The organism is Arthrobacter sp. GCM10027362 (assembly GCF_042679445.1).
In the GTDB taxonomy this organism is placed as follows: domain Bacteria; phylum Actinomycetota; class Actinomycetes; order Actinomycetales; family Micrococcaceae; genus Crystallibacter.
In genome coordinates, this window is sequence record NZ_JBHTML010000127.1 from 1 (window position 1) to 12,640 (window position 12,640).

At 69.0% G+C, this 12,640-nt stretch carries 10 protein-coding genes; 1 reads left to right on the forward strand and 9 read right to left on the reverse strand.

Translation table 11 applies throughout. The annotated features are described in order from the left end of the window. Window positions 1-248 precede the first annotated feature (248 nt). From tyrS to ACFQ36_RS15925, 4 genes are all read right to left on the reverse strand, one after another. Window positions 249-1,541 carry a tyrosine--tRNA ligase gene (gene tyrS / locus ACFQ36_RS15910; RefSeq protein ID WP_377015265.1) on the reverse strand — a complete coding sequence of 431 codons (1,293 nt, stop codon included), beginning with the start codon at window positions 1,539-1,541 and terminating at the stop codon, window positions 249-251. 31 nt (window positions 1,542-1,572) lie between these two features. Continuing rightward, window positions 1,573-3,846 carry a HelD family protein gene (locus ACFQ36_RS15915; protein WP_377015267.1) on the reverse strand — a complete coding sequence of 758 codons (2,274 nt, stop codon included), beginning with the start codon at window positions 3,844-3,846 and terminating at the stop codon, window positions 1,573-1,575. A 125-nt stretch (window positions 3,847-3,971) separates the two neighbouring features. Next, entirely contained in the window at window positions 3,972-4,604 is a 633-nt protein-coding gene (locus ACFQ36_RS15920; RefSeq protein WP_377015269.1) for a DNA-3-methyladenine glycosylase, read from the reverse strand. Continuing rightward, a complete protein-coding gene (locus tag ACFQ36_RS15925) occupies window positions 4,605-5,621 on the reverse strand; it encodes an SRPBCC domain-containing protein (RefSeq protein ID WP_377015271.1) in 1,017 nt (338 codons plus the stop codon). A 176-nt stretch (window positions 5,622-5,797) separates the two neighbouring features. On the opposite strand from ACFQ36_RS15925, the gene ACFQ36_RS15930 reads away from it, so the two are divergent. After that, window positions 5,798-7,480, forward strand: a complete 1,683-nt coding sequence (locus tag ACFQ36_RS15930; RefSeq protein ID WP_377015273.1) for a DUF222 domain-containing protein — start codon at window positions 5,798-5,800, stop codon at window positions 7,478-7,480. 605 nt (window positions 7,481-8,085) lie between these two features. Here ACFQ36_RS15930 and argH read toward each other — a convergent pair. From argH to ACFQ36_RS15955, 5 genes are all read right to left on the reverse strand, one after another. Beyond that, window positions 8,086-9,519, reverse strand: coding sequence for an argininosuccinate lyase (argH, locus tag ACFQ36_RS15935; protein WP_377015275.1), 1,434 nt, complete (start codon window positions 9,517-9,519; stop codon window positions 8,086-8,088). Further along, on the reverse strand, window positions 9,520-10,734 hold the full coding sequence (locus ACFQ36_RS15940; protein ID WP_377015277.1) for an argininosuccinate synthase: 1,215 nt from the start codon (window positions 10,732-10,734) through the stop codon (window positions 9,520-9,522). Window positions 10,735-10,784: 50 nt separating this feature from the next. Further along, the gene (locus ACFQ36_RS15945) at window positions 10,785-11,300 is read right to left on the reverse strand and encodes an arginine repressor (RefSeq protein ID WP_377015279.1); all 516 of its coding nucleotides are present in this window, start codon (window positions 11,298-11,300) and stop codon (window positions 10,785-10,787) included. 20 nt (window positions 11,301-11,320) lie between these two features. After that, a complete protein-coding gene (gene argF, locus ACFQ36_RS15950; RefSeq protein ID WP_377015281.1) occupies window positions 11,321-12,307 on the reverse strand; it encodes an ornithine carbamoyltransferase in 987 nt (328 codons plus the stop codon). Further along, window positions 12,304-12,640, reverse strand: a 337-nt coding sequence (locus ACFQ36_RS15955; RefSeq protein WP_377015283.1) for an aminotransferase class III-fold pyridoxal phosphate-dependent enzyme, incomplete at its 5' end; no start/stop codon positions are given. The genes argF and ACFQ36_RS15955, both read right to left, overlap by 4 nt.

Below are 12,640 nucleotides of genomic sequence, written 5' to 3' on the forward strand. Positions count from 1 at the left end.
GCATGCACGGAATACCGCGAATATATTGAGGGGTTTTGTCTGCCCGGCCTCCGCAGTTTTCACTGCCGGGCGGCGGCGACTCAGAAAACAATACACGCTTCCCGCAGCCCGGGCAAATCCGTCCCAATGGGCCCGAACAACAGCGGGCCCGGCGGGGTTTCCGCCCCGCCGGGCCCGTAATCGTTCAGGAGCGGGCCGGCCCTGGCCCTGCAGGGCGCGCCGGCGCCGGTTCAGGCCGCCCGCACTCGTCAGGCCGGTACCTCGACCACGGCGAGAGTGCGCTTGCCCCGGCGCATCAGCAGGTACTTGCCGTGCAGCAGTTTCGTGGCATCGATCACGGCCTCGGCATCCGTGATTTTCTCGTTGTTCACATAGGCCCCGCCCTCGGCCACGGTTCGGCGGGCGGCGGAATTGCTGGCAGCCAGACCGGAAGCAACCAGCAGGTCCACGATTCCGAGCGACTTCCGGTCCGCTGTGGCGCTGGGCAATTCTGCGGTCGCGGCCACGAGCGTTGGCTCATCGAGCTGTCCCAGCTCGCCCTGGCCGAACAGGGCCGCGGAAGCGGCAATAACCTTTTCGGTCGCCTCCGTGCCGTGCACGATGGAGGTCGCATCGTAAGCCAGGGCCCGTTGTGCTTCGCGCTTGTGGGGGCGTTCGGTCACTGCCTGCTCGAGTTCCTCGATTTCGGCCTTGGACTTGAAGGTGAACACCTTCAGCCGGTCGATCACGTCCGCGTCCGCGGTATTCAGCCAGAACTGGTACATCGTGTAAGGGCTGCACATGGCCGCGTCGAGCCAGATGGCGTTGCCCTCGCTCTTGCCGAACTTCGTCCCGTCCGAGTTGGTGATCAGCGGGGTGCCCATGGCGTGGACGCTCTTGCCTTCGACCTTGTGGATCAGATCGATGCCGCTGGTGAGGTTGCCCCACTGGTCGGAGCCGCCGGTCTGCAGCACGCAGCCGTACTGGCGGAACAGCTCCAGGTAGTCCATGCCCTGGAGGATCTGGTAGCTGAATTCAGCGTAGCTAATGCCCTCGTCCGAGTTCAGGCGGGAGGCAACAATGTCCTTCTTGATCATCGTTCCGACGCGGAAGTGCTTGCCGATATCGCGCAGGAAGTCCAGCACGCCCATCGGCGCCGTCCAGTCCAGGTTGTTCACGATGCGCGCGGCATTCTCGCCGTCGAAGTTCAGGAAGCGCTGCACCTGGCCCTGGAGGTAGCCCACCCACTCGGCCACCGTTTCCTTGGTATTCATGGTGCGCTCGGCCGTCGGCCGCGGATCTCCCACCAGGCCGGTGGAACCGCCGACCAGCCCGAGTGGCTTGTGTCCGGCCAACTGGAGCCGGCGCATGGTCAGCAGCTGCACCAGGTTGCCGAGGTGCAGGCTCGGAGCCGTGGGGTCGAAGCCGCAGTAATACGTGATCGGTTCCCCTGCCAGCAGCTTTTCCAGCTCGGCTTCATCGGTAGATACGTGGACCAGGCCACGCCATTTCAGTTCCTGCCAGACATTGGCAAAACTCGGATCGTTGGCTTGGGAACTCAAGAACGTATTAGTCGACACGCATCCTAAATTATCAGCCTTCGATGCCTGCAGGGACCTCGCCGGCGGCGATCAGGCGCAGCCGCTGCGTGGGCCTGGTCATGGCCACGTAGAGGTCGCCGACCTTGCCGCCCAGCCCGTCGAGCAACTCGCCCGGTTCCAGGAGTACGACGCCGTCGAACTCCAGGCCCTTGGCCTCCTTCGGCCCGATCACCGTAATGTCCTGTCCCAGCCCGCCGGCCCCGGAGCCGACCCGTTCCCCGTACCTGCGCGCGACGGCGGTGCGCACCTCGGCCACCCGGTGTTCTGCGGCGATGACCGCCAGCAGGCCCCCGTCGACGGCGTCGAGCTCCTCCGGGAGCACCTCGAGCAGGTGCGAAACCAGCGCGCTGCCGTCCTCCTTCCCGCCGTCGATCCGGTCCACGATCGGCGTCCACCGGCCGTCCCGGACGGCCTTGGGCGCCGAGACCACCAGGCCGGCAGCCACTGCCATGCGTACCGCGGCTTCCGCGATCTGCGCGGGAGTGCGGTAATTGACAGTCAGCTCCTCCAGCCGCCAGCGGTCCTGCGCGAACGGCTCCAGCGCCTGCTGCCAGGAGTGCGCGCCCGCGGCCGAACTCGTCTGGGCGATGTCGCCCACCACGGTGAAGGACTTCAGCGGGCAGCGCCGCATCAGCAGCCGCCACTGCATGGCCGAGAGCTCCTGTGCTTCATCCACCACGATGTGTCCGAAGGCCCACGTCCGGTCCGCGGCCGCCCGCTCCGCCGCCGTCAGGCGGGTCTCCTGGCCTCGGTTGTGGTCGGCCAGGTCCTCGGCGCTGACGACTCCATTGATGCCTGCTTCCTTCAGCATCTGGTCCACGTTCTTCAGCGACTGCTCGGCGTTGGCCAGGTCCCGGGCGCGTTCGTGGTCCTGGTGGGCCTTGTCCCGGCCGGCCGAGGCATCCAGCTCGCCGAGCAGCTCGGCGGCCTCGTCCAGCAGCGGCACGTCGGCCTCGGTCCAGGGGGCCTGCGGGTCCCGCAGCAGCAGTTCCCGCTCGGCCTCGGTGAAGCCGGGCATGGCCGCGGCCAGGTGGGCCGGCTTGCTCAGCAGCTCGCCGATCAGCTTTTCCGGTGTCAGCGGCATCCAGCACAGGTTCAGGGCCACGCGCACGTCCCGGGAGGACCGTACGTCTTCGGCCAGGTAGGAGCGGTCCGCCGTGTTGCCGGCCCCCGAGGACTTCTCGAGCTTTTCCATCAGCTGCTCGGTCAGTTCGCGCAGCAGGACTTTCACGAAGGTGCCCCGCGCCTCGTTGTGCGGCTTTCCGGTCGCCCGTGCCTTGTCGCGCGCCCGGACCACCTGGCGCGGGGTCAGCGTCAGGATGGTGCCTTCGACGTTGAGTTGGCGCGGCTCCGCCAGCACGCGCTGGCGGTTGGCGACGGCGCGGGCGACGACGTCGGCCATCGCAAGCCGGCCCTTGATTTCGGCGGCGGCCGGGTTGCTTTCCGGCACGGCGTTAATGCCCGGCATCAGCCGGCCCAAGGTCGCCATGACGACGCCGGTCTCGCCCAGGGAGGGCAGCACCCGCTCGATGTAGGTCATGAAGGAACCCGACGGGCCTACCAGCAGCACCCCGGCGGATTTCAGCCGCTCCCGGTGCGTGTAGAGCAGATAGGCGGCGCGGTGCAGCGCCACTGCCGTCTTGCCGGTGCCTGGCCCGCCCTGGACCACCAGAACGCCGGGCATGGGTGCCCGGATGATCCGGTCCTGTTCGGCCTGGATGGTGCCCACGATGTCGGACATCTGCCCGGTGCGCTTGGAATTCAGGGCCGCGAGCAGGGCGCCTTCACCCTGCAGGGAGCTGGAGTCGGAAAGCAGCGACGCATCCAGGACGTCGTCCTCGATGCCCCGGACCTGCCGGCCCTTCAGGATCAGGTGCCGCCGGCGCCGGACGCCGAGCCGGTCGAAAGCCGTCGCCTGGTAGAAAGCGCCGGCCTCAGGGGCGCGCCAGTCCACCATGAGCCGTTGCAGGTCGGAGGTGCTCAGGCCGATCCTGCCGATGTAGCGGGTTTCGCCGCTGTCCAGGTCCAGCCGGCCGAAGACCAGGCGGTCGTCCACGGCGTTCAGCTGCGCGAGCCGGTCCTCGTACATGCTGGCAAACGCGTCGCGCTCGGACACGTTCTGCATCGAGCCCACGGCTCCCCCGCTGCGGACCCTGGCCAGCTGTTCCTGCTTCTCGGCGCGCAGTTCGTCGAGGCGTTGGTACAATCCGGCGACGTAGTCGCGCTCGTGTTCCAACTCTGCATGAGCCGTGTCCGCATCCTGCATTATTTAGTTCCCTCCAGCAATGACCGACCGTCTATTTTACGGTATTGAGCTGAATGATCACAGTGTACGCAGTGCGAACCGGTAAAGATCCGATAAAGGTTGGATCGCGGGAACGGGTCGGCAGTTCAGGCCTCTGCGTCCTGGCCGGCGCGGCTGCGGGGCTTGGCCGGCCGGTAGGGCGAGACGGTCCGGTCCCCGGCGATCCAGAAGCGCCACGGATAAGCCTCCGTCCCGCCTTCCCCGCCCACGCCCACGCGCGGCCCCGACCGAACATGCTGGGCCGAGGCGTGCGGCAGCTGCAGCGTCAGGGAACCGGGCTGGAATGCCCGGCCGTTGTCGGCAAGCGTCAGACCGAGGGCCTGCGCCAGCCGGGCCGGCCCCTTGGCCAGCTCGGCGTCGTTCCTGGCCGACGCACGACGGCGCCGGGCCAGGTCCAGCCCGTCCGTCACCTCCCCTGCCCGGACCAGCACACCGGTGGCCTGGCCCTCGTGGCCGCACACGATATTCACGCAGTGGTGCATGCCGTAGGTGAAGTAGACATAGATATGGCCGGCCGGCCCGAACATGGTCCGGTTCCGGTTGGTCATGCCGCGGTAGGCATGGGATCCCGGGTCGTGCTCGCCCAAATACGCCTCGACCTCGGTGATCCTGACCGCTACTTCACCCTCCGCCGTCGTGTGTGAAAACCTGGCGCCGAGCAGGCCGGGAGCCACCTCGACGGCCGGCCGGGCCAGCCAGTGCAGCAGGGCACCGTCCATTCAGCTGCTGCGGCTGTCCGGCGTTCCGGTGCCGAAGGCCCGCCGGTAGAACCGTGTCAAGGCGTCCAGCCGGTGCGCGGAGGGATGCACCTCACCGCCGGCCAGCAGCGTCGCCAGCGCGTCCAGCCTGCCGTGCCATTTGGCCAGCAGCACGTCGATTTTGGCCGGTGAGCGCACGACATGGTTCAGCTGCAGCAGCGTTTTGGAGCCCGCCGGGGACAGCAGCCAGTGGACCGAACTCTCCTGGACCTCGGGACTGGACCAGCTGTACTCCAGCGCCTGGTCGTTGAGCACGTAGGACACGTCCCCCTCGAGCGAATAGTCCGGGAAGTCCAGCCTCATCGCGCCGCCGACCTGCAGCTGGAGGATTCCGGGGGCCAGCCAGCGGGAAAACTGCGCGGGATCGGTCAGGGCCTGCCAGACTGTGTCCCGGTCCGCGTCAAGGAGCCTGTCGAAGTGTACGGCCGGGTGGCCGGATTCCCGTCGCAACGAGCCCATCGATGGAGAGAGCGAGTATTCCCTGGCATAGGCCTCGCGCAGCGGCGTCCAGCGGTCGATGGAAGTGTCGGGACTGCGGCCGGCGGCCACGGCTTCCAGCCCTTCCAGAATGGTCTGCCACCCCGCACTGCCCTCGGTCAGGAAATCCGTGCTTTCGGTCCGTGCACGGAACTGCAGCAAGGTGCCGCCGGCGCTTTCGAGCACCCGCCATTCGATCACGGACTCGTCTCCCAGCTCGTCCTCCCAAGTGATCTGCAGGCTGAGCGGCGGGTTGTACTGCAGCACCGTGCCGGTTGCGGATCCGCCGCCAATGTCCAATTCGTACGGGTGTCCTATCGCCCAGTCGTCGAGCAGATTGCCCAGCCATTTGGCGACCCTCTCCCGCTCGGTGAGCAGGCTCCAAATGTAGCTGCGCGGATAGTCGAGCTGAAGGTCGAAGGCCAGAACGTAGTCGCCGTCAACCCGTTCGATTCGCCCGATCGGAACCACTTTGTCTGCATCCGGCGTCAGCGTCGTCATGAATGACAAACTACCCCACGGACCGTGATCGAGGGTAGGCACGGTGACTGGAGGGTCGACGGCGCCGTGCCAGCGCTGCCGCGGCTTCCGCCGTTCCGCGGGCCGGCAGTTTCGGGCCGGTGCGGCAGGTGCCGGTGGCAGCGCAAACTGTCGGCAGCAGGTGGTGGACTAGTCCCATGACAGGGAACTGCCTTCCCGAACCGGACCCGCCGGACACGCCGCCCGGCGGGGCTGCCGCGGACCCGGCCGCTTGGGAGTTGGAGTTCCTCCTCCGCTGGGGCGATCCGCACGCGCCGATACCCGAGGACCCCATGGCTGGCTGTCCCGGTCCCGGCCGGCACTGGGAGGACTGCGAGGCGGACTTCGTCCTGGACGACCTGTTCGACGCGTGGGAACCGGGCGATACCATCCCTGACGTGTGCCTGGATGACTGGGGTGGCGGGGACGGCCCGGCAGCGTTTCCGCTGCTGCAGGTGCGCACGCTTGCTGCAGTGGTGCCGCACCGGCTCGACTACCGGCAGGCGGCCCGGCAGCTCGAGGCTGCCAGGATGGCCGGTGCCTGGCTTCAGGCACGCATCATCCGGCTGGAGCACCGTCTGGCCCAGGCGGCCGTGCAGGAAGTGCCGGCCCCGCCCCCGGGCATGCCGGAGCGGGCCCGGGCAAATGCCGCCGAATTGGCTGAGCAGTCCGCTGCTGCCGAACTGGCCAGCCTGCTGCGCATCCCCGAGGGAACCGCCCGGGCCCGGCTGGAACGGGCCCGGGACCTGTGCATCGGCTTGCCCGCCACGTTGACCGCGCTGGAATCGGGGGAAATCACCGGCGATCAGGCCGCGGTCATCGCCGATCGGGCCGCCACATTGCCGGTTCCGTCCCGCCCTGTCTTCGAAGCGGCCCTGCTGCCGGATGCAATGAAGATGGGGCTGCCGCCGCTGCGCCGAAAAGCCCGCCGGTTGGCCGAACGGCTTGCCCCCGAGCCACTCGCCGTCCGCCGGGCCCGGGCCGCGGCCGACCGCCGCGTGGAGCTGACCCCGGAGTCCGACGGCATGGCCTTCCTCGGCGCCTTGCTGCCGGCCGAAACCGCGCACGCCGTCTACAGCCGGATCACCCGCGCGGCCAAGTCCCTGCAGGGCCCCGGCGAAACCCGCACTCTGGCCCAGCTGCGTGCCGACGTGCTCGCAGACCTACTCGTCGACGGCGGCATGGACACCGGCCCGGCCGCCGGTATCCGCGCCGAGGTGATGGTCACCGTCCCCGTATTCACCCTGCTGGGACTGGACGAGGAACCGGCCGAACTCGAAGGCTACGGGCCTGTCCCCGCCGCCGTCGCCCGTGTCCTGTGCGCGAACGCCCCGTCCTTCCACCGTGTCCTGACCCATCCCGAAACCGGCGTCCGACTCTCCTGGGGCCGGACCACCTACCGGGTGCCAAAGGGTCTGGCCCGCGTCGTGCGCCACCGCCACCCGGTGTGCACCTTCGCCGGCTGCCGGCACGGCGCCGGGACCTGCGAACTGGACCACACCGTCGCCTTTGCGGACGGTGGCGAAACCGCCCTGGACAACCTGGGCCCCACCTGCAAACACCATCACCGGCTCAAACACACTGCCGGCTGGTCAGCGGCCCAGGGCCCGGGCGGCAAATTCACCTGGACCTCCCCTGCCGGCTACGCGAGCACTTCCGTCCCCGACCACGTGGCCGACGGCCCGCCCCACTATCCGGAGGCCGTTCTCCAGCATCTGCCGCTTGGCCACCGTCGGCGCCTGCTATACGCAGCCGAACAGTTCCGCAACCCGGCAAAGCCGGCACAGCCCGGGCCGCCGGGGCTTGGGGGCATACCGGACGGGGACGCGCCGCCGTTCTGACCGTCCGGCGGTTCAGTTGAAGGTTGCCCGGGTGATGCGTGCACGGAAGAACCCGCCCTCGTCCTGTCTGGCGCTGCCCCGCCACCAGCCGGCGCGAAAGACTGCCGGAAGATGGATTCCCGAGCAGACGGTCGGCACGAAGATTCCCTCCCCGGCCAAGCGTCCGGCAGCACTGCGGGTGGTGTCCGGGCCCTGGGCGGACATAACAGGCAGCACACCAAGCAGCCGCCACCACATCCGCCCAGCTGCAGCCGCGCCTGAAGGTGGGCCTGCAGTTATCTAGCGGTCGAAGCCCGGCACCATCAGGCCCTTGACCCTGCCCCGGGCAGCCCGAACGAAGCCACGGGCGGGCGCGGGATGGCGATGCGGCGTCCTGGTTTCATCAGCGCCTTCCGGAGAATCTGGCCGGTCCGCGGTCCAGCCTGCCACCATGCGGTGCCGCACGCCGGCAGGGGAAGCCGCCAGAAAACATCGGAAGCACGCCGGGCCGGCCACCTGCTCAGGTGGCCGGCCCGGCGTGCCATGGAATACGTGCCTGTCCAACACCGGAATTCCGTGCCCTGAGGCCCGGATCCAGCGGTCCGGATTCGGTGGCCAATTACCTCCTACGAACCTGCTGCCGACCCTGCTGCGTAGTCGCGGGCAGCCGCCAGCTGTTCTTTCAGCGCGGTCAGCTGTGCGGCCACGGCGGAGGGGGCCGTGCCGCCCTGCGAGCTGCGGCTGTTCAGCGAACCTTCGACGGTCAGCACCGAACGCACGCCCGGGGTCAGGTGCGCGGAGATCCCGGCATAGTCCTCGTCGGACAGGTCCCACAGTTCCACGCCGCGGCTCTCGGCCAGCTTGACCGCCGCCCCGGAGAGCTCGTGGGCCTCGCGGAAGGGTACGCCCTGGCGGACCAGCCATTCGGCGATGTCCGTCGCCAAGGCAAAGCCCTGCGGTGCGAGGGACTCCAGCCGCTCGGTGTTGAACACCAACGTCGCGATCATCCCGGAAACCGCCGGCAGCAGCAGTTCCAGGGTGTCCGCGGCGTCGAACACCGGTTCCTTGTCCTCCTGCAGGTCCCGGTTGTATGCCAGCGGCAGGCCCTTGAGCGTGGCCAGCAGCCCGGTCAGGTCGCCGATGAGCCGCCCGGCCTTGCCGCGGGCCAGCTCGGCCACGTCCGGGTTCTTCTTCTGCGGCATGATCGAGGAGCCCGTCGAGTACGCGTCGTCCAGGGTGACGAAGGAGAATTCCTTGGTCGCCCAGAGGATGACTTCCTCGGAGATCCGGGACAGGTCCACGCCGATCATTGCCGCCGCCCAGGCGAACTCGGCGAAGACATCGCGCGAGGCGGTGCCGTCGATCGAGTTCCAGACGGCCGAGTCGAACCCGAGCTCCTCAGCCACCGACACCGGGTCAAGGCCCAGCGAGGAGCCGGCCAGGGCCCCCGAACCGTACGGGGACACCGCCGCGCGCTTGTCCCAGTCCGCCAGCCGCTGCACGTCGCGCAGCAGCGCCCAGGCGTGGGCCAGCAGGTGGTGGGACAGCAGCACCGGCTGGGCGTGCTGCAGGTGGGTGCGCCCGGGCATCGCCACCTGTGGATGCCGCTCGGCCTGGGCCACCAGCGCGTCCACGGTGTCCAGGACACCGCGGGCGATGATCCGGGCGTGGTCGCGCAGGAACATCCGGCCCAGCGTGGCAATCTGGTCATTGCGGGACCGGCCGGCGCGCAGCTTGCCGCCGAGCTGGGCCCCGGCCCGCTCGATCAGCCCGCGCTCCAGCGAGCCGTGGACGTCCTCGTCGTCCTCGGCGGCCGTGTAGGCGCCCGAGGCGACGTCGGCATCGAGCGCGTCCAGCGCCGCCAGCATGCCGGCCAGTTCGCCGTCGTCGAGCAGTCCCGCCTTGTGCAGCACCCGGGCATGCGCCCGGGAGCCGGCAATGTCGTAGCGGGCCAGCCGCCAGTCGAAGTGGGTGGACTTGCTCAGCGCCGCCAGCGCGTCCGCGGGGCCGCCGGCGAACCGGCCGCCCCAGAGTGCGCCCTCGTTGGTGGCGGACGCCATTTACTTGTCCTTGGCCTCGGCCACGCGCTGGTCGCGCTCGGTGGCCACCTTGGAGGACAGGCCGAAGATGTCGATGAAGCCGCGGGCGCTGGACTGGTCGAAGGCGTCGCCGGTGTCGTAGGTGGCCAGGTTGAAGTCGTACAGCGAGCTGTCCGAGCGCCGGCCCGTGACCGTGGCGCGGCCACCGTGCAGCTCCATCCGGATGTCGCCGGAGACGTAGCGCTGGGTGTCCTCGATAAAGGTGTCCAGCGAGCGCTTGAGCGGGGAGAACCACTGGCCGTCGTAGACCAGCTCGGTCCAGCGCTGGCCGACGGTCTTCTTGAAGCGGGCCTGCTCGCGCTCGATGGTGACGTTCTCGAGTTCCTTGTGCGCCGCGATCAGTGCCATGGCGCCGGGGGCCTCGTAGACCTCGCGGGACTTGATGCCCACCAGGCGGTCCTCGACGATGTCAATGCGGCCGACGCCCTGGGCGCCGGCCCGGTGGTTCAGCTGCTGGATGGCCTGCAGCGGGGTGACCGGGTTGCCGTCCAGGGCCACCGGGATGCCTTCCTTGAAGGTGATGACAACCTCGTCGGCCACCGGCGGGAACTCCGGGGAGGCGGTGTAGTCGTAGACGTCCTTGGTGGGGCCGTTCCAGATGTCTTCCAGGAAGCCGGTTTCCACGGCGCGTCCCCAGACGTTTTGGTCGATCGAGAACGGGTTCTTCTTGGTGGTTACGATCGGCAGGTTCTTCTGCTCCGCGTAGGCGATGGCCTTGTCGCGGGTAAGGGCCAGGTCGCGGACCGGGGCGATGCACTTCAGGTCCGGGCCCAGGGTCTGGATGCCGACCTCGAAGCGGACCTGGTCGTTGCCCTTGCCGGTGCAGCCGTGGGACACGGTGGTGGCACCGAACTTGCGGGCGGCGGCGACCAGGTGCTTGACGATCACGGGCCGGGACAGCGCGGAGACCAGCGGGTAGGCGTCCATGTACAGGGCGTTGGCCTTCAGCGCGGGCATGCAGTACTCGGCGGCGAACTCGTCGCGGGCGTCGGCGATGTAGGCTTCCACGGCGCCGCAGTCCAGGGCCCGCTGGCGGATGGTTTCCAGGGATTCGCCGCCCTGTCCGACGTCGACGGCGACGGCGATGACCTCGGCGCCGGTGGCTTCGGCGATCCAGCCGATGGCCACGGAGGTGTCGAGGCCACCGGAATAGGCCAGAACAATGCGGTCAGTCACGTTATGTGCTCCTAGCTAGTGATGGGGGTGGAAGTAAGTGGTTCGGAAATTCAGCTGTTGCGGGCCGGATCGCCCGCGAACTGCAGGAAGCGGGCCGCGACCTCGGTACCGCCCTGCGGATCCCGGGTGACCAGCAGCACCGTGTCGTCCCCGGCGATGGTACCCAGCACCGACGGCATCACCGAATGGTCGATCGCCAGGGCCAGGAAGTTCGCGGCCCCCGGCGGGGTCCGCAGCACCACCAGGTTCCCGGAGGCCTCGGCGGTGACCAGCAGGTCGGCACACAGCTTGGCCAGCCGGGCGTCCAGGATTTCCTGGGTCATGCCGCTCTGCGGGGAGCGCTCCCCGCCCTCGGACGGGATCGCGTAGACAAGCCCCCCGTCCCCGCCGCGGACCCGGACGGCGCCAAGCTCCACCAGGTCGCGCGACAGGGTCGCCTGCGTTACCTGCACGCCCTCGGCAGCGAGCAGGGCGGCGAGCTCCGCCTGGGAGCGTACGGACTGTCCGGTCAGGATCGCGGTGATCCGGGCCTGGCGGGCCGTCTTGGTGGTGGGCATGGTGGTCATTACAGTCTTCTCTGCAGGCTTCAGGATACCGCCCGCAGCGGGGCCAGGCCGGACTTATCCATCAGCCAGGCCATCAGCGCCTTCTGCGCATGCAGCCGGTTCTCTGCCTCGTCCCAGACCACCGACTGGGGTCCGTCGATGACCTCGGCGGCGATCTCATAGCCGCGGTAGGCGGGCAGGCAGTGCAGCACGATGGCCTCCGGCGCAGCCAGCTTCAGCGCCGCGGCGTCCACCGAGTAGTCCCGGAAGAGTTCCTGCCGCCGGGCCTTTTCCTCCTCCTGGCCCATGGACACCCAGGTGTCCGTGGCCACGACGTCGGCGCCGGCCAGGGCGGCCGAGGCATCCGAAGTGACCAGCACCGAACCGCCGGTTTCGGCGGCGCGCTCCTTGGCGGCGGCGACGACGGCGCCGGCGGGCAGGTAGCCCTCCGGCCCGGCGATCCGCACGTTCATCCCGGCGGTGGCGCAGGCGAGCAGGTAGGAGTTGGCCATGTTGTTGGCCGCGTCCCCCAGGTACGCCAGGGTCAGGCCGGCCAGCTGTCCCTTGTGCTCCTTGACGGTCAGCAGGTCGGCCAGCAGCTGGCACGGATGGTAGTCGTCCGAGAGCGAATTGATCACCGGCACCTGGGAGATGGCTGCCATTTCCTCCAGCCCCGAGTGGGCGTAGGTGCGCCAGACCACGGTGGCGACCATGCGTTCGAGCACGCGGATGGTGTCGGCCACCGATTCCTTGTGTCCGAGCTGGGATTCGCCGGGGTTCATGATCAGCGGCACGCCGCCCAGGTCGGCGATGCCGGCGGCGAACGAGACCCGCGTGCGGGTGGAGGTCTTGTCGAAGATCACCGCGACGGTCTTGCGTCCGGCGCCCTCGCCCGCGAACGGCTGGTAGCGGTTCGGGGACTTCTTCATTTCCGCCGCGAGCTCGAGGACTTCGGCCTGCTCGGCGGGGCTGAGGTCGGTGTCGACCAGGAAGTGGCGGGTCGTGTGGTTGTTCGCGGAAGGGGTCACTGTTCCACCTTTGCTTCGGAGGATTCGGCGGCCTGCCGGGCCGCCGCGAGGATGCCGGGCAGTGCTTCGAGGAAGCCGGCGGCCTGGCCGCGGGTCAGGATCAGCGGCGGGGCCAGCCGCAGGGTGCGCGGGCCGGGCGCGTTGATGATGAAGCCGGCGTCCAGCGCGGCCTGGACGGCTGAGGCTGCGAGGTCCTCGGACAGGTCGAAGCCGATCAGCAGGCCCTCGCCGCGCACGTCCACCACCCCGGGAACCGAGGCGAGGCGCCCGCGCAGCCAGGCGCCGACGTCGGACGCGTTCTGCAGCAGGCCGCGGGCCTCAAGCGAGTGCAGC

Excerpts from the sequence above, each read along its gene's own strand:
- ACFQ36_RS15915 (WP_377015267.1), bottom strand. The coding sequence starts at position 3,846 with ATGCAGGATGCGGACACGGCTCATGCAGAGTTGGAACACGAGCGCGAC.
- ACFQ36_RS15920 (WP_377015269.1), bottom strand. The coding sequence starts at position 4,604 with ATGGACGGTGCCCTGCTGCACTGGCTGGCCCGGCCGGCCGTCGAGGTG.
- ACFQ36_RS15925 (WP_377015271.1), bottom strand. The coding sequence starts at position 5,621 with ATGACGACGCTGACGCCGGATGCAGACAAAGTGGTTCCGATCGGGCGA.
- ACFQ36_RS15930 (WP_377015273.1), top strand. The coding sequence starts at position 5,798 with ATGACAGGGAACTGCCTTCCCGAACCGGACCCGCCGGACACGCCGCCC.
- argH (WP_377015275.1), bottom strand. The coding sequence starts at position 9,519 with ATGGCGTCCGCCACCAACGAGGGCGCACTCTGGGGCGGCCGGTTCGCC.
- ACFQ36_RS15945 (WP_377015279.1), bottom strand. The coding sequence starts at position 11,300 with ATGACCACCATGCCCACCACCAAGACGGCCCGCCAGGCCCGGATCACC.